Genomic DNA, 17,778 nt, shown 5'->3' on the forward strand with positions numbered 1-17,778 from the left:
AGTAGCATGAAATAGCCGTGTTGTGGCGCACGAAACCGTCTCTCAGTCTGCATAGAAAAATACCAAACACCATCGAATCACGATAGCGCTCAACGCGATACCGACTGCGCCAGTCGGATCGTGGCAGCGATATTACGTGCCGTCATTCGCACATTCTCTGCCGCATTATCCAGCGCTTCTTCGAGTGAGCAGATGTTGTAAAGCACGCTGAATACGGCATCCAGGCCATGTTCATGCACCACGGCGACATCTGCCGTCAGGCTACCAGCAATGCCAATCACCGGTTTATTATACTGTTTGGCAACCCGCGCCACGCCAATCGGTACTTTGCCGTGGATCGTCTGACTGTCGATGCGCCCTTCCCCGGTAATCACCAGCGTGGCGTCTCGTACCAGTTCATCCAGCCCTAACGCTTCTGTAACAATCTCAATGCCCTGACGCAGCTCAGCGCCGCAAAAGGCCTGTAGTGCCGCCCCCATACCGCCTGCCGCCCCCGCACCGGGAACGTGTTCCACGTCCATGTCCAGGTCGTGCCGAATCACCGCCGCATAATGCTTCAGCGCATTATCCAGCTGTTCAATCATCTCTGGCGTTGCCCCTTTCTGAGGGCCAAAAATCGCCGACGCACCCTGTTTCCCCGTCAACGGGTTAGTCACATCGCAGGCCACTTCAAAGCGACAATTTTTAATACGCTCATCCAGCTCGCTGATATCGATGCGTTCAAGTTTGTCGAGTTCACCACCGCCAAAACCAATCTGTTCGCCCTGCTTATCCAGCAGCTTCACGCCCAGCGCCTGCACCATACCCGACCCGCCGTCATTGGTTGCGCTCCCGCCAATTCCAATGATGCAGTGCCGAACACCGTGATCCAACGCGCAGCGAATCAACTCGCCCGTGCCATAGCTGGTAGTTTTTAACGGATTACGCAGTTGCGAAGGCACACGTTCCAGACCGCTTGCCGCCGCCATCTCAATAAAAGCCGTTTTTTCATCGCCAGACAGGCCAAAGAACGCATCGATGTTATCGCCTAACGGTCCTGTCACCTTAACATTCACAATCTTGCCATCGGTCGCAGCGACCATGGCTTCAACGGTGCCTTCCCCACCATCTGCAACAGGCAATTTGACATAGCAGGCATCGGGAAATATTTCACGAAATCCCTTTTCAATCTGCGTAGCAACATCTTGTGCAGACAGGCTTTCTTTATAAGAATCCGGTGCGATCACTATTTTCATAAACGATCCGATTTCATCAACGTTCCGATTGCATCAATAATCCGCGCGCTCATGAAACGGCGCTTATACCTGCCAACGTTCAGGGCAGCAAATCCTGAAACCCAGGAGGTAGATCAGAGTGATTATCTGCCAGTCGGCTGGCATCCTGTGCCAGCCTCGTGACTATCGCTTCACGGCTTATCGCGTAACTTCAACTTTGGCCAGCTTCTCGTAGTAACACGCCAGCGCACTGTGGTCGGCCGATCCCAGATCGTCCGCTTTCAACGCCTGCATCATTTCCATCACCGCTGCGGTTAACGGCAGTTGTGCACCCACGCCGTGTGAGGTATCCAGCGCGTTCGCCAGATCCTTGATATGCAGATCGATGCGGAAACCCGGCTTAAAGTTACGATCCATCACCATCGGCGCTTTCGCATCCAGCACGGTGCTGCCCGCCAAACCACCGCGGATCGCCTGATAAACCAGATCAGGGTTCACGCCTGCTTTCGTTGCCAGCACCAACGCTTCAGACATGGCGGCAATGTTCAGCGCCACAATCACCTGATTCGCCAGTTTGGTCACGTTACCGGCACCGATATCACCGGTATGAACAACGGAACCCGCCATGGATTTGAGAATCTCAAAGCAGCGGTCAAACTGGGCTTTGTCGCCACCGACCATCACGGACAGCGTGCCGTCGATCGCTTTAGGCTCACCGCCACTGACCGGCGCGTCCAGCATCGCGATCTCTTTCGCGGCCAGTGCGGCCGCAATTTCACGGCTGGCAAGCGGGGCGATTGAGCTCATGTCCACCACAATGCTTCCGGCGCGTGCACCGTCGATGACGCCGTTTTCACCCAGCACCACGTCTTTAACGTGTGGAGAGTTAGGCAGCATGGTGATGATGACATCGCACTGCTCTGCAACCTGTTTCGGCGTTGTAGCCGCCGTGGCACCCGCCGCAACCACTTCCGCGACCGCGTCCAGATTTCTGTCCATCACGACTAATGAGTAACCTGCTTTCAGCAGATTTTTACTCATCGGTTTTCCCATGATGCCCAATCCAATAAAACCAATTTTCATCGCCCTAACCTCATTGTCTGATGTAGATATCACTTCAATTCACGATGAACCCGCCTCATGGCGGATCCGATTCGCACGGAATGACTGAATTTGCTGACAAAGTACGCCGAGCAATGGTAATGGGTAGATCGTAAAGACGCTGCAAGTACGTCCCTGTAAGCTCGAGCCGCGCCATCCCTGGCGCGGACGCTTTACTCTTCTATCCCATTACCATCGTTCTCGTTCCGTAAATAGGTTTGTCAACGGTCTGAATTACTTCTTGTACTTGTCGCTCAGCGCCTGTGTTGCGCTGCGGAACACGCCCAGATCGCTACCGACCGCAACGAAGCTTGCGCCCCATTCCAGATAGCGACGCGCATCGGCTTCAACCGGAGCCAGAATGCCGCACGGCTTGTTATGCGCCGCGGTACGATCGAAGATGTGGCGGATCGCCTTCTGCACGTCAGGATGGTTAGGCTGACCGAGATAGCCCAGCGCCGCAGACAGGTCGCTCGGGCCAACAAATACGCCGTCTACGCCGTCAACCGCGATAATCGCATCCAGATTGTCGAGGCCGTCCTGACTTTCGATTTGCACCACGACGGTAATGTTGTCGTTAATCTTGGCGAAGTAATCCGGTTCGGTGCCATAGCAGTTGCTACGGTGCGCCACGGAAACCCCGCGAATCCCCGCAGGCGGATAACGCGTTGACGCGACCGCACGCGCGGCTTCTTCCGCCGTTTCCACGAAGGGAATCAGGAAATTATTGAACCCGATATCCAGCAGCCGCTTGATGATGATCGGCTCATTGCACGGTGGACGAACGACGGGCGCGCTGTGGCTGCCTTTCAGCGCCATGAGCTGAGGAATAAACGTCACGATATCGTTAGGCGCATGCTCTCCATCCAGCACCAGCCAGTCGAATCCCGCCAACCCCAGTACTTCAGTTGAAATCGGGTTGCCCAGCGCACACCAGCAGCCAATCAACGTTTTCCCCTGCAGCAAATCCTGGCGAAAACGGTTAGGTAACAGCGGAGTCTTCATTTTTTATCCTCGGTCATTCCAGCGCCGCTTGCCTGAAGCGGCGCGCTCAAAAAACGGAAAATCAGAACGTTAGCGAACCAGACACGGACGTTTATTATCAAACGTCCACTCAGGAATAAGGTACTGCATTCCCATGGCGTCGTTACGTGCGCCTAATCCCATGTTTTTATACAGTTCGTGTGCTTTCATCACCTGGTCCATATCCAGCTCGACGCCCAGACCCGGTTTCTTCGGCACTTCCACCATGCCGCCAACAATCTGCAACGGTTCTTTCGTCAGGCGTTGGTTGCCTTCCTGCCAGATCCAGTGCGTATCAATCGCCGTAATCTTGCCCGGTGCCGCCGCAGCGACCTGAGTAAACATGGCCAGTGAAATATCAAAGTGGTTATTGGAGTGAGAACCCCAGGTTAAGCCCCATTCGTGGCACATCTGCGCCACACGAACAGAACCTTGCATCGTCCAGAAGTGCGGATCGGCCAACGGGATATCGACCGATTGCAGCGAAATAGTGTGCCCCATCTGCCGCCAGTCGGTGGCGATCATATTGGTCGCAGTAGGCAGCCCCGTTGCACGGCGGAATTCCGCCATCACTTCACGACCAGAGAAACCTTGTTCCGCGCCGCACGGATCTTCTGCATACGCCAGCACGTTGCGCAGCTGTTTGCCCAGACCGATGGCTTCATCCAGCGACCAGGCACCGTTTGGATCCAGCGTGATGCGCGCCTGTGGGAAGCGTTTTGCCAGCGCAGTCACCGCCTCGGCCTCTTCGCTACCGGCCAGTACGCCGCCCTTCAGTTTGAAATCGTTGAAGCCGTATTTTTCGTACGCGGCTTCAGCCAGACGCACGATGGTCTCTGGCGTCAGCGCTTCTTCATGACGCAGACGATACCAGTCGCATTTCTCATTAGTCTGGCTCTGGTAAGGCAAATCGGTTTTATTACGATCGCCGATGTAGAACAGATAACCCAGCATCTCGACGGCATCACGCTGTTGCCCATCGCCCAGCAGCGAGGCCACGCTGACGTTGAGGAATTGCCCCAGCAGATCGAGCATCGCGGCTTCGATCCCCGTGACGACATGGATGGTGGTACGCAGATCAAATGTCTGCAAACCTCGCCCGGAAGCATCGCGGTCGGCGAACTGCGCACGTACCGCCGTCATCACGTTTTTGTATTCGCCCAGCGTTTTACCCACCACCAGCGCAGCAGCATCCTCCAGCGTCTGACGGATTTTCTCACCGCCAGGAATTTCACCAACACCGGTATTCCCGGCGTTATCTTTCAAAATCACAATGTTGCGAGTGAAATAAGGGGCATGCGCACCACTCAGATTGAGCAGCATACTGTCGTGACCTGCAACCGGAATAACCTGCATGTGGGTAATCACCGGCGTTGAACTTTGCAATGTCATTTTCTTATCCTTTCTCTCTAATTTTTCACTGTAGGGTTAGCGGCCAAAAACCGGGCGTTTACGGTCAAATTTCCAACCAGGAATCAGGTACTGCATGGCAACGGCATCATTACGTGCCCCGCTCGGTAATTTTTTATACAGATCGTGAGCTTTCATGACCTGTTCCATATCCAGCTCAATCCCCAGACCGGGACGATCCGGCACCTTAATTTTACCGTTGACGATTTGCAGCGGCTCTTTGGTCAGATGCTGCCCTTCCTGCCAGATCCAGTGCGTATCGATCGCCGTCGGGTTACCCGGTGCCGCAGCCCCCACGTGCGTGAACATCGCCAGAGAAATATCGAAGTGGTTATTGGAATGGCAGCCCCACGTCAGACCCCACTCATCACACAGTTGGGCGACACGCACCGCACCGTGCATCGTCCAGAAATGCGGATCGGCCAGCGGGATATCGACCGCCTGTAGCATCACGGCATGGTTCATTTCACGCCAGTTGGTGGCAATCATGTTGGTCGCGACTGGCAGCCCAGTGGCGCGGCGGAATTCCGCCATCACTTCACGACCGGAGAAACCTTGTTCCGCACCGCACGGGTCTTCCGCGTAGGTCAGAATGCCCTTCATGTCTTTGCACAAACCAATCGCTTCATCCAGCAGCCAGGCACCGTTTGGATCAACGGTAATACGCGCATCTGGGAAACGTTTCTTCAGCGCCTTCACGGCATCGATTTCCTGCTCGCCGGGCAACACGCCACCTTTGAGTTTGAAATCTTTAAATCCGTAGCGGTCAGTCGTGGCTTCGGCCAAACGCACAATCGCCTCGCTGTCCATCGCCTGCTGGTGACGCAGGTGATACCACTCGTGCTTGCCTTTCTCACCTGATAAGTAAGGTAGATCTGTCTTCGTGCGGTCGCCGATATAGAACAGATAACCGAGCACGGTGACTTCATCACGCTGTTTACCCGGCCCCAGCAGTTCGGCAACGGGGACACCCATAAATTGCCCCAGCAGATCGAGCAGCGCCGCTTCGAGTGCTGCCACCGCATTCACGCGCAGCTCAAACGTCCAGGCACCTTTGCCGAAGGAATCAAAATCAGAAGATTGGTTGCCGACATGAATGTCATGAACCAGACGATTCATACGGGCGATTTGTTCGCCTTTTACACGGGGAATGGCTTCAACCAGCGTGTTGTAAATGACTTCACCACCGGGCGCTTCGCCGACACCGGTATGCCCGGCGCTGTCGGTTAAAATGACGAGGTTACGCGTGAAGTAAGCACCATGCGCACCGCCGATGTTCAGCAACATGCTGTCATAGCCCGCAACGGGGATGACTTTCATGTCGGTAATCACAGGCGTCGCTGAAAAGTTTGTCATTACAGGCTCCCGTCACAAATGGAGCGCACAGGATTGACGCTTAGGTTTCCGATGTTTGCCACAACGCAGGGGCGCGTTGAAGCGGATGAAAATAATTCAGTCATACAGAAATAAAAAACAGATGGTGCACCAGTAGATGATTTCATGTTGTTTTCCTACTTTATTAGCGCGACCTTGTTTTTACTCTGATTTGAACTGAACACTGCTTGTAGGGTTATCAGAATAAAAACAGGTTATAACTGTCCCGATACCGAAATAAACCAGTCAGGAAAGCGATGCTGTACTCCGTACCGCCTTACCAACCTCAGTAAAAAGTATAAGTTTTCTTATTTCACAACTCATTGGGCAATAGCACAGCATTCCCTGTCGAAATGCAGATTAAATATGTCATTATCACAGGCCAATGGGAGGTGTTTCACGAAAACCGGGCAAAGCGAATTTCCGCCTTATAAACACCGAAATACGTCTTCCCAGCAGCAGATTTCAAAGAGATAAAACCCGGATTTCCATGAAGTAAATAAACGGCAAATCTAATAGCGAAACGCTGCGCCATCAGTACGATAGCGCAGCGTTTCGTGTTATTGCCTATATTCAGATGAATGCAGTAACGAATGGCCTTAATTCTTAACGAATGGCTTCAATTCGATACGTTTAATATCTTTCACGATGAACAGGTAGCTGAAGATCGCAACCAGCGCATGGATCCCGACATACACCAGACCCCCGTTGAAGGAACCGGTCATTCCGATGATGTAGCCAATCGCAATCGGCGTCACGATACCAGACGCGTTACCGAACATATTGAACAGCCCACCGCTCAATCCGCTGATTTCTTTCGGTGCGGTATCGGCCATAACCGCCCAGCCCAGCGCACCAATGCCTTTACCGAAGAAGGCTGCGGACATCACCGCAATAACCACCCACTCGGTTTCAACGTAGTTACAAATCACCATCGACATGGAGAGCAACATACCGAGAACGATGGGTGTTTTACGGGCAAAGGTCAGGGAGTTGGTCCGGCGCATCAGGTAATCGGAAATAATTCCGCCCAGAACGCCCCCGACAAAACCACAGATAGCAGGCACCGAGGCGACAAATCCCGCTTTGAGGATCGACATACCACGAGCCTGAACCAGATAAAGCGGGAACCAGGTGATGAAGAAGTAGGTCAGTGCGTTAATACAGTATTGACCGATATACACACCCAGCATCATGCGAGACTGCATTAATTGCTTGATCTGATGCCATTTTTCGCCTTTCTCAGTCGCTTTTTTCGTCCCTTTGGCGTCCATATTGATCAGTGCGCCACCGGCTTCGATGTAGTCCAGCTCGGCCTGATTCACACCTGGGTGATCTTTCGGATCGTGGATCACTTTCAGCCAGATGAAGCTCAGAATGATACCCAAGCCGCCCATGAACCAGAACACGTGCGCCCAGCCAACTGCCTGCGTCAGCCATCCCATGATCGGTGCAAAAATGACCGTGGCAAAATACTGTGCCGAGTTGAATATCGCGACGGCAGTACCACGTTCTTGTGCAGGGAACCAGGCAGCCACAATGCGGCTATTTCCCGGGAAGGAAGGCGATTCACACAAGCCGACCATAAAGCGCAGGAGGAACAGAGAAATAACGATGCCCGCGCCGCTGAAAACGTCGACAAAGCCTTGTAATAAAGTAAAAAGCGACCAGGTCAAGATACTGTAGAAGTAGACTTTCTTTGAGCCAAAGCGATCGAGCAGCCAGCCCCCAGGTATTTGTCCAATCACATACGCCCAGGAGAACGCTGAGAAGATATAACCCATCCCCACCGCATCCAACCCAATTTCCTTAGACATTGCTGAACCAGCAATGGATAAGGTCGCACGGTCTCCATAGTTAAATGACGTGACAATAAACAACATCACGACAATCCAGTAGCGGGCGTTTGTTCTCTTTTGTATCGCGCCAGCTGCTGAGCTTACTGTATTCATGATGAACTCCTGCTTCAATCGCGGTTCGCTCATTCATTCCGAATAACAGATAACGGTGTAGGGTTATCAGAATGAAGATCAGTGGATAGTTAACATTCCCATTTTTATTTTTTTTGCGAATAGCCAGGCTATATAGCATCAGAGTAATTAGCTGACATCTTCAACTCGCAGGAACATTATAATTTTTACCCGCTGACTGCTCACTAGCTAAAAGCACAACATTAAAAATGTCCTTTTGAATATGTTGGTGCACTTGCACGATATAATGCGAGGTATTTCACGAAAAACACTGCCATTCTCTTTTTACATTTATACACATTATTGTTATTTCCTCCTGAAAAACCGTGCGCAGTCAGAATGTGATCAAACTCACCGAAAATTGGGTCTTCGCCTGATAAATCAGAAACAAAAAGCGCTGGCTTAGGTCAATTGCATAATGTACGAGAAGAGAACCTCACGTATACTCGTTAGCGAGCAATGAAATAATAGCGTGATAATAGTTATCACCGCGTTTCTGATAAACCAATAATAAAGGCTTGCATCATGTCAGATAAATCAGAAAGTAATGCTGCACAAGAGCAGCCACTTTATATTAAGGTCCACGATTCTGATAATGTTGCCATTGTTGTTAATAATAATGGCTTACGTGCCGGAACCCGCTTTAACGATGATCTGGAATTAATTGAGCATGTTCCGCAAGGTCATAAAGTGGCCCTTGTGGATATCGCCAAATCAGGCGCCATCATCCGCTATGGTGAAATTATCGGGTATGCGCTGCGTGATATTGCCAAAGGAAGCTGGATCGATGAATCGCTGGTCGAGTTGCCTCAGGCTCCCGCGCTGGAAACCCTGCCGCTAGCGACCAAAATTCCCCCCGCGCTACCTGCGCTGGAAGGTTATACCTTTGAAGGTTACCGCAACGCCGACGGCAGCGTAGGCACGAAAAATCTGCTGGGCATCAGCACCAGCGTGCACTGCGTCGCGGGCGTGGTGGACTATGTCGTCAAAATTATCGAGCGCGATTTATTACCGAGATATCCCAATGTGGATGGCGTGGTCGCACTCAACCATCTTTATGGCTGTGGCGTAGCAATCAATGCCCCTGCTGCGGTGGTTCCTATCCGTACCATTCACAATCTGGCGCTGAACCCGAATTTTGGCGGCGAGATACTGGTGGTCGGTCTGGGCTGTGAAAAATTACAGCCGGAACGCCTGCTGGAAGGGACGTCTGACGTACAGGCCATCTCCCTCGACGACACCAGCATTGTCCGCTTGCAGGATGAACACCACGTTGGTTTCAGATCGATGGTGGATGACATTCTGACGATGGCAGACAAACACCTGCAACGGCTGAACAAACGTCAGCGTGAAACCTGCCCGGCCTCTGAGCTGGTTGTCGGCATGCAGTGTGGCGGCAGCGATGCTTTCTCCGGCGTCACCGCGAACCCAGCCGTGGGTTTTGCCTCCGATCTGCTGGTACGCTGCGGCGCCACCGTCATGTTCTCCGAAGTGACCGAAGTACGCGACGCCATTCATCTGTTAACGCCACGCGTCATCAATGAAGAAGTCGGTAAACGCCTGCTGGAAGAAATGGCCTGGTACGATAACTACCTCGACAGCGGGCAGACCGATCGTAGCGCTAACCCATCGCCGGGCAACAAAAAAGGTGGCCTCGCGAACGTGGTGGAAAAAGCGCTTGGCTCCATCGCGAAATCCGGCACCAGCGCGATTGTCGAAGTCCTGTCCCCCGGACAGCGTCCAACCAAACGTGGCTTGATTTACGCTGCAACACCGGCCAGCGACTTTGTGTGCGGCACGCAGCAACTCGCTTCCGGTATCACCGTGCAGGTCTTCACTACTGGTCGTGGTACCCCCTATGGTCTGCTGGCTGTCCCCGTCATCAAAATGGCGACCCGCACCGCATTGGCAAACCGCTGGCACGATCTGATGGATATTGATGCCGGCACCATTGTTACCGGAGAGGCCACGATCGAAGACGTAGGCTGGCAGCTTTTCCACTTCATTTTGGATATCGCCAGCGGCAAGAAAAAAACCTGGTCCGATCAGTGGGGGCTGCATAATGCACTGGCTGTCTTCAATCCAGCGCCGGTAACCTGATTATCGTTCTCCGCAGGCCAGCGTCATTATCTGGTCTGCGGATAGCGTTATTTGATCTACAATAAATTCAGCGGCAATAAAAATGAAAGAAAGGCCGTAATTAAAAGAATAAACAGCAGGGCAGCAACATTTAATTTCATTCATGCAAAGAAAAAATAAAAAAAACTTAACAAGTTATTCTTTTTAGCGTCAAATTCATCGATTCCAAAACACCTATTAAGAATAATCCCTATTTTACTCCCCACCTATTTTTAATCATTTTTTTACCAATTATTTATTGCTAATAAAATGAATCAATTGACAGATAATCGTCCTCATCATAAATTTACGCGTGCTGAAAAAGCGTGCTAACACTGATGACATATTTGTTACAAAAATATATACCCTAAATAATTCGAGTTTCAGGCAGGCGGCAAGAGAGGGAGTCCCGATGAGCTTACTTGAGTAAGTGATTCGGGTGACTGAACGCAGCCAACGCACATGCAACTTGAAGTATGACGGATACAGTTACAAAATCTCCATCACGCACAATATAGGGTAAATAGCCCGCTCATAAATAATGCATAACATTATTTTATATAAATGAGTAAGCCACCCAAAAAATTTCAGTATACCCATTTGAATAACTTGAATATTTACACAGCAATATGCCTGACAGATTTCACGGGACGAACCATTCGGCAGCGACACTGCGCTTCAGCCTCTGTAATAATCAGAGCGTCTGAGGCGAGAAAAGCGGCCAGCGTGTCTGAACCTGGAAACTGAGCGGGATACGTACGCCGGGGTTTCTAATGAGATTAAATACACCTGTTACACAGCAGGAGTATCTGTTAGACATGGACACCATATTGATGTCCACGACAAATATTCACAGCCACATTACCTATGCCAACTCTGCCTTCATTACGGTCAGTGGTTTTTCCGAAGAGCAACTCATCAATCAGCCTCACAACATTGTGCGCCATCCCGACATGCCCGTTGAAGCCTATGCCGACATGTGGTTTACGCTGAAACAAGGTGATAGCTGGACTGGATTAGTTAAAAATCGTCGCAATAACGGTGACCACTACTGGGTCCGCGCCAACGTTACGCCGGTTTATCAGCAGGAGCAGCTCGCAGGCTATATTTCAGTACGTAACACGCCTAACGCTGAAGAAATCAAGCATGCCGAAACGCTGTATAGCGCCGTGCAGAAAAAACAGGCGGGCAGCCGTAAGTTCTACAAAGGGTTAGTCGTTCGCACCGGACTCTTTTCGCCACTGTCGCTCTTGCAGAAATTGTCAGTCCGCTGGCGCTTGCGTCTGGCAGTCTTAGCGGTGGGCCTCATTCCCGCACTGCTTGCGTTCAATGGCATGAATCCGCTGTGGCTATTGGCACTGACGCTACTACTCATCGTCATCATGGATCAGTTTCTGCAAAAACAAATTGCACAGCCAATCAGGATGATAATGAAGCAGGCTCAGCATGTGGTATCGGGCCGTAAAGTAAAGCATGTCCATCTGAACCGCGTCGACGAAATCGGCTTGCTGCTACGCTCTGTTAACCAGTTTGGCCTGAACCTGCATTCGCTTGTCGACGACGTCAGTACACAGGTAAACGGCATCACCAACGTCAGCCATAAACTGGCGGAAAACAATGCCGACCTGAATACCCGCACGGAAGAGACATCGGCCAATCTGCAACAAACTGCCGCCGCCATTGAAGAAATTACCGTTGCCGTGCAGCAGAGTGCAGAAACAGCAGCACAGGCTACCACCATGGCACAAGCCGCCAGCAGCACCGCGTTTAAAGGTGGCAATATCATGAAGGAAACCATCGGCATGATGGATTCCATCTCCAGCGCCAGCGATAAAATCGTTGATATCATTGGCGTGATAGACAGTATTGCCTTCCAGACCAACATCCTTGCGCTGAATGCGGCCGTTGAAGCCGCTCGTGCGGGCGTACAGGGGCGCGGATTTGCGGTAGTGGCCGCTGAGGTTCGCAATCTGGCGCAGCATTCCGCCTCTGCGGCCAAAGAGATTAAAACGCTGATCGATGCCAACGTCGAAAGTGTGAAACAGGGCAGCATAATGGTCGAGAACGCGGGCAAACATATCAGCGACATCGTTGATGAAGTCTTGCAGGTCTCCACCATGATCAAAGAGATCAGCAACGCAACGCATGAGCAAACTTCAGCATTGGGCCTGATCAATACCTCTATTGCACAGATAGAACAAATGACACAGCGCAACACCGATATGGTTACGCACTCAACAGAAGCCGCTGAAGGGCTCAATCTTCAGGCAAGGCGGCTGAATAGCGCGATTAACGTGTACGGTAGTTAACTAACGTCATCTCATCCATTGTGGCAAGGGAGTAGAAAGCCCCCTTGCCCCCCTTTCTTTCCCTCCAGCAAGCACATATCATCCTCGTAGTTTTGTAAATTTTCCGTAAAGAACAGGGCGAGACTGCCGATAATCACTGCAGAATTGACTTATTTCAGGAGGAAGTGATGGCCAATGATATCAGCCGGATTGTAATGAACACATTTCCAAAAGTAGCAGCGGCTCCCACGGCCGGTAAGCCTGCATCTAATACAGAGAGTAAAGCTGCATCGGCGGGTGAGAGTAAAGCTGCACCAGCTGCCAGTAGTGGTGCTCAGCAAAAGATTGCCGCATTACAAAATCAAATCAAACAGCTGACCAAAAAGCTAAAAGAACTGGGCACAGATGCCGCCAGTGCGCAAAGTGAAGACGAGCGCAAACTTATCAAACAGCAGCAGCAAATGATCCAGGCGCAAATCCAGGCGCTCTATGCCGAAATTGCCCGCATCCAAAAAGAAGAAGCGGAAAAGAAAGCGATGGAAGCCGCATCAAAAACGACATCACAACCACCTGAAAATAAAGCCAAAAAAGGCGGTGTTGATATCTACGTCTAACTGCAATATCTGGCGTATTCCCCTCTTTCTTTTTCTCCCTTTCCTGACTGATACAGTTTGTTACATGAGCTGTCAGGAAAGTGAGCATTTCATGTTTCATTGCCAACAATATCCCCTTCGAGAAAGTGCTTAAATTGCCGTTGCACAGGCATGTAGCCCAAGTCATTCGGGTATCAACCCTAAATAATTCGAGTTTCAGGCAGGCGGCAAGCGAGGGAGTCCCGATGAGCTTACATAAGTAAGTGATTCGGGCGACTAAACGCAGCCAACGCACCTGCAACTTGAAGTATGACGGGTACATCGGCATCTTTTCAGGAGGGAAAATGTCAAACACCATCAGCAGTATCAGCGTATCGACAACCACGGCAAGCAGCAGTAAAAGCAGCAACACCTCGGAGCAACAGATTGCGCAGCTCACCAAGCAGGTTCAGGCGCTTACCAAACAGGTGAGTAAACTGACCGAATCGGCCTCCAGCGCAGAAAGCGATGATGAACGTAAACTGATCGAACAACAGCAGCAGGCCATTCAAGCGCAGATCCAGGCGTTACAGGCACAAATTGCCCGCTTGCAGAGTGAAAAATCAGAACAGCAGTCTGATTCCTCAACTTCGACTCAAAGTGCTAAACAAGAAGGCGTTAACCGCCCGACAGCAGACAACCAGATTAATATCTACGTCTAGCCTGCGTCAGGGATGGGTAGCCAGTTAACGTGAAAGGTCGCTTCAATGAAGCGACCTTTTTCGTCAGAGGTTACGACAGGAAATGATAATCAGGGACGAGGCCGCTTCAGCGGCGTGACCAACCCTTGCAGACCCTCTATCTTGATTGCCAGCGTAATCTGCATCAATTCCCCTAAGCGACCTTTAGGAAATTCATCCTTGCGGGAGAACCACAACAGGTACTCTTCCGGTAAATCGATCAGCACTCGCCCTTTGTATTTACCAAACGGCATCTGCATCGTGGCAATGTCTATCAGGTCTTCTTTTTCCATCCGTTTACGCCCCCAATAGTCGGATCATTTCCGCCTCATCGATCACTGGGATCCCCAATTCTTGTGCCTTGGCCAGTTTAGAGCCCGCGGCTTCACCAGCAATCACCATATCGGTTTTCTTTGAGACGCTGCCGCTTACTTTCGCTCCTAACGCCGTTAACCGATCTTTGGCTTCGTCGCGGGACAGAACACTTAGCGATCCGGTCAATACCACCGTTTTCCCCGCAAATGGGCTGTCGATCTCTTCAGCATTGACGACCTGAACCTCAGGCCAGTGAATGTTGATGCCAGCGGGGTCGGTCAATTCGCGGATCACAGTTTGATTGTGCTCTTCCTCAAGGAAATGACGCACGTGCGCGGCGACGACTTTACCGACATCCTGCACTTCCAGCAGCGCCTCTTCATCGGCAGCAAAAAGCGCTTCCAGAGAACCAAAATGCGCAGCCAGATTAGCCGCCGTCGATTCGCCAACGTCACGGATCCCCAACGCATAGAGGAAACGTGCCAGCGTGGTGCTTTTCGCCTTTTCCAGCGCATTGACCAGATTCGTCGCAGATTTCGGCCCCATGCGATCCAGCCCCGTAATGATCCCAGCGCTCAGACGAAACAGATCGGCTGGCGTCTTGACGTACTCTTTTTCCACCAGTTGATCGATGATCTTATCGCCCATGCCTTCCACATCCAATGCGCGACGAGAAACAAAATGCTTCAGTGCCTCTTTGCGCTGGGCACCGCAGATCAGGCCACCAGTACAGCGCGTGACGGCCTCACCTTCTACGCGTTCAACGTCAGATCCACATACGGGACAGGCCGCAGGGAAAACGATCGGGCGCACCGTTTCTGGCCGCTCAGATTCCACGATGCCGACGATCTGCGGGATCACATCCCCCGCTCGACGCACAATCACGCGATCGCCAATCTGCAAACCTAGCCGCTCAATTTCATCGGCATTATGCAGCGTGGCGTTGCTGACGATAACCCCGGCCACGGCGACCGGCTCCAGACGCGCAACCGGCGTAATCGCGCCTGTTCGCCCGACCTGAAACTCGACATCGCGCACCCAGGTCAGCTGTTCCTGCGCCGGGAATTTAAAGGCCACCGCCCAGCGAGGCGCACGGGCAACAAATCCTAACCGCTCTTGGAGCTCCAGAGAGTCAACTTTGACAACGACGCCGTCGATATCAAAGCCTAACGAGCTGCGGGTTTGCTCAACCTGACGATAAAAATCGAGTACCTCAGCCGGACCGGTACATAGTTTAATTCTGTCGCTCACCGGCAGTCCCCACGCCTTGAACTGCATCAGCCGCTCCCAGTGGCTTGCGGGCAACTCACCGCCTTCCAACAGACCTACGCCATAGCAGAAGAAGGTCAGTGGACGCTTAGCCGTAATGCGCGGGTCAAGCTGGCGTAGCGATCCGGCGGCAGCGTTACGCGGGTTGGCAAAGACTTTACTCCCGGTACGACGAGCCTCTTCGTTCAGCTTTTCAAAACCGCTGTGCTTCATAAACACTTCACCGCGTACTTCAACACGACGCGGGATATTGTCACCCTCAAGGCGCAGTGGAATCGCTGCAACGGTACGGATATTACTGGTGATATTTTCCCCGGTCGTGCCATCCCCGCGCGTGGCTGCCTGTACCAGAACGCCATCTTCATACAACAGGCTGACGGCTAAACCATCCAGTTTCAGCTCGCAGCAGAATGTCAGATCGTCACCGTTCTTCAGCCGGTCGCCAATTCGCTTGCTGAAGGCCAGATAGCTCTCTTCATCAAATACGTTATCCAGCGATAACATCGGCACTTCATGACGTACCTGCTCAAATGCCGCCAGCGGTGCCGCACCCACGCGCTGCGTGGGAGAATCACTGGTCACCAACTCGGGGTGATCCGCCTCTAACGCTTTCAGTTCCTGCATGAGCTTGTCATATTCGATATCAGGAATTTCGGGCGCATCTTCAACGTGATATTTGTATTCGTGATGGCGTAAGACCCGGCGTAACTCCGCTACCCGCAGTGCGGTCGTATTCACTTCGGCTGGTTCTTTCTTCACTGGTTTCATACCTGTTTTATCTGACGTGTCGCCCTGTCGGCGTCGTGATTGTTATGATTCTCACCCGTGATCTACCAGAGCGAGAATCATTAGCTTGCGGCCTAACGGCGTCGAAACCTTGCGAGCACCGTCAGTTTTATTTCATTTAAGATTGAGACGTGTTGGCTTTAATCGTGTTGATGATGTTCGTCGTGGAACAGCCGTCCTCAAAGTTCAGGACTTTCACTTCACCACCGTTGGCCCAGACTTCTTCACTACCGGCGATTTCATGTGGCTGATAATCTCCACCTTTCACCAGAATGTCCGGCAGAATGCTGGCAATCAGGCGCTGCGGCGTATCTTCTTCAAACGGCACGACCCAGTCGACGGCTTCCAGTGCACCCAGCACGATCATCCGCTGCGGCAGCGGGTTGACGGGACGAGTCGGCCCCTTCAGGCGTTTGGTTGAGGCATCGCTGTTTACTGCAACGATTAACCGGTCGCCAAGTTTGCGGGCGTTTGCCAGGTAAGACACATGTCCGGCGTGCAGAATATCGAAGCAGCCGTTGGTCATCACAATCTTTTCACCACGCTGACGCGCCAGTTCAACGGCATGTTTCAGCTGTTCTTCGGTCATGACACCAAATCCGGTGTCGGCACGACCGCGGATAGCATTTTCCAATTCAATCGGCGTGACCGTGGACGTCCCCAGCTTGCCGACGACAACGCCTGCGGCGGCATTCGCCAAGAAACAGGCTTCTTCCAGCGGGTTACCTGCCGCCAGCGCAGCGGCCAACACACCGATTACGGTATCGCCCGCACCGGTCACGTCGTACACTTCCTGCGCCTGCGTCGGCAAATGCAGCGGTGCTTTGCCCGGCTGTAGCAGCGTCATCCCTTGCTCGGAACGGGTAATCAGCAACGCGGACAGATCGTAATCGGCCACCAACTGCATACCACGCTCAACCAGCTCGTCTTCCGTTTTGCAACGCCCTGCCACCGCTTCAAACTCAGACAGGTTTGGCGTCAGCAACGTCGCGCCACGGTAACGGGCAAAATCCGTGCCTTTCGGGTCGATCAGCACCGGAACGCCCGCCGCTTTTGCCGTCTGAATCATGGTTTGCACATGCGCTAATGCGCCTTTTGCATAGTCAGACAGCACCAGCGCGCCAATTTTTGGCAGCGCCAGTTGAATACGCTCGATGATCGGCTGAGGATCAATCCCTTCAAAGCCCTCTTCGAAATCCAGTCGGATCAACTGCTGATTACGTGACAGCACGCGCAGCTTGGTGATCGTCGGATGCGTAGGAACAGCGACAAAGTCACACTTCACATTCACTTCGCCAAGTTTGGCATTCAGTGCGCGAGCGGCATCATCAATGCCCGTTAACCCCACCAGACGCGATCCCGCGCCCAATGCAGCGATGTTCATTGCGACGTTCGCCGCGCCGCCTGGGCGCTCTTCGATCGTATCAACCTTGACCACAGGCACGGGTGCCTCTGGTGAAATTCGGCTGGTCGGCCCATACCAGTAACGATCCAGCATGACATCACCGACCACTAATACACCCGCTTGACGGAAATCAGGCAGCGTCACTTTCATCCTCTACTCCAGGCTTATTTCGCATAATGCGCGTAATAATATC

The 17,778-nt window shown here is 52.2% G+C and carries 13 protein-coding genes; 4 read left to right on the forward strand and 9 right to left on the reverse strand.

Going from position 1 to position 17,778, the window contains the following annotated elements:
- Positions 1–89: 89 nt before the first annotated feature.
- From Q3A88_RS08435 to Q3A88_RS08460, 6 genes are all read right to left on the reverse strand, one after another.
- The gene (locus Q3A88_RS08435) at positions 90–1,235 is read right to left on the reverse strand and encodes a glycerate kinase (RefSeq protein WP_233990541.1); all 1,146 of its coding nucleotides are present in this window, start codon (positions 1,233–1,235) and stop codon (positions 90–92) included.
- 177 nt (positions 1,236–1,412) lie between these two features.
- The gene (garR, locus tag Q3A88_RS08440; protein WP_267955163.1) at positions 1,413–2,327 is read right to left on the reverse strand and encodes a 2-hydroxy-3-oxopropionate reductase; all 915 of its coding nucleotides are present in this window, start codon (positions 2,325–2,327) and stop codon (positions 1,413–1,415) included.
- A 222-nt stretch (positions 2,328–2,549) separates the two neighbouring features.
- Positions 2,550–3,320, reverse strand: a complete 771-nt coding sequence (gene garL, locus Q3A88_RS08445; RefSeq protein WP_010309153.1) for a 2-dehydro-3-deoxyglucarate aldolase — start codon at positions 3,318–3,320, stop codon at positions 2,550–2,552.
- 69 nt (positions 3,321–3,389) lie between these two features.
- Positions 3,390–4,730, reverse strand: coding sequence for a glucarate dehydratase (gene gudD / locus Q3A88_RS08450; RefSeq protein ID WP_039497744.1), 1,341 nt, complete (start codon positions 4,728–4,730; stop codon positions 3,390–3,392).
- A 36-nt stretch (positions 4,731–4,766) separates the two neighbouring features.
- The gene (locus Q3A88_RS08455; RefSeq protein WP_110162496.1) at positions 4,767–6,104 is read right to left on the reverse strand and encodes an enolase C-terminal domain-like protein; all 1,338 of its coding nucleotides are present in this window, start codon (positions 6,102–6,104) and stop codon (positions 4,767–4,769) included.
- A gap of 617 nt (positions 6,105–6,721) precedes the next feature.
- On the reverse strand, positions 6,722–8,074 hold the full coding sequence (locus Q3A88_RS08460; protein ID WP_100018243.1) for an MFS transporter: 1,353 nt from the start codon (positions 8,072–8,074) through the stop codon (positions 6,722–6,724).
- A gap of 543 nt (positions 8,075–8,617) precedes the next feature.
- Between Q3A88_RS08460 and garD the strand changes: the two genes are divergently transcribed.
- The 4 genes from garD to Q3A88_RS08480 all read left to right on the forward strand — a co-directional run bounded on the left by garD (position 8,618) and on the right by Q3A88_RS08480 (position 13,792).
- Complete coding sequence (gene garD, locus Q3A88_RS08465) at positions 8,618–10,192, forward strand: galactarate dehydratase (protein WP_317177723.1); 1,575 nt, start codon at positions 8,618–8,620, stop codon at positions 10,190–10,192.
- 791 nt (positions 10,193–10,983) lie between these two features.
- Positions 10,984–12,519: a methyl-accepting chemotaxis protein gene (locus Q3A88_RS08470; RefSeq protein ID WP_317177724.1), complete on the forward strand. Its 1,536-nt coding sequence runs from the start codon at positions 10,984–10,986 to the stop codon at positions 12,517–12,519.
- A 167-nt stretch (positions 12,520–12,686) separates the two neighbouring features.
- Positions 12,687–13,112, forward strand: coding sequence for a FlxA-like family protein (locus Q3A88_RS08475; RefSeq protein WP_039465982.1), 426 nt, complete (start codon positions 12,687–12,689; stop codon positions 13,110–13,112).
- Between the two features lie 323 nt (positions 13,113–13,435).
- Entirely contained in the window at positions 13,436–13,792 is a 357-nt protein-coding gene (locus Q3A88_RS08480; RefSeq protein WP_110162492.1) for a FlxA-like family protein, read from the forward strand.
- Between the two features lie 89 nt (positions 13,793–13,881).
- Here Q3A88_RS08480 and Q3A88_RS08485 read toward each other — a convergent pair whose 3' ends face one another.
- The 3 genes from Q3A88_RS08485 to hldE all read right to left on the reverse strand — a co-directional run bounded on the left by Q3A88_RS08485 (position 13,882) and on the right by hldE (position 17,735).
- Positions 13,882–14,103, reverse strand: coding sequence for a DUF3820 family protein (locus Q3A88_RS08485; RefSeq protein ID WP_039465978.1), 222 nt, complete (start codon positions 14,101–14,103; stop codon positions 13,882–13,884).
- 4 nt (positions 14,104–14,107) lie between these two features.
- The gene (gene ligA / locus Q3A88_RS08490) at positions 14,108–16,162 is read right to left on the reverse strand and encodes an NAD-dependent DNA ligase LigA (protein ID WP_317177725.1); all 2,055 of its coding nucleotides are present in this window, start codon (positions 16,160–16,162) and stop codon (positions 14,108–14,110) included.
- Positions 16,163–16,298: 136 nt separating this feature from the next.
- Entirely contained in the window at positions 16,299–17,735 is a 1,437-nt protein-coding gene (hldE, locus tag Q3A88_RS08495; RefSeq protein WP_039283120.1) for a bifunctional D-glycero-beta-D-manno-heptose-7-phosphate kinase/D-glycero-beta-D-manno-heptose 1-phosphate adenylyltransferase HldE, read from the reverse strand.
- Positions 17,736–17,778 lie beyond the last annotated feature (43 nt).

It is taken from the genome of Pectobacterium sp. HCp5_1, assembly GCF_032905925.1.
In the GTDB taxonomy this organism is placed as follows: Bacteria; Pseudomonadota; Gammaproteobacteria; order Enterobacterales; family Enterobacteriaceae; genus Pectobacterium; species Pectobacterium brasiliense_A.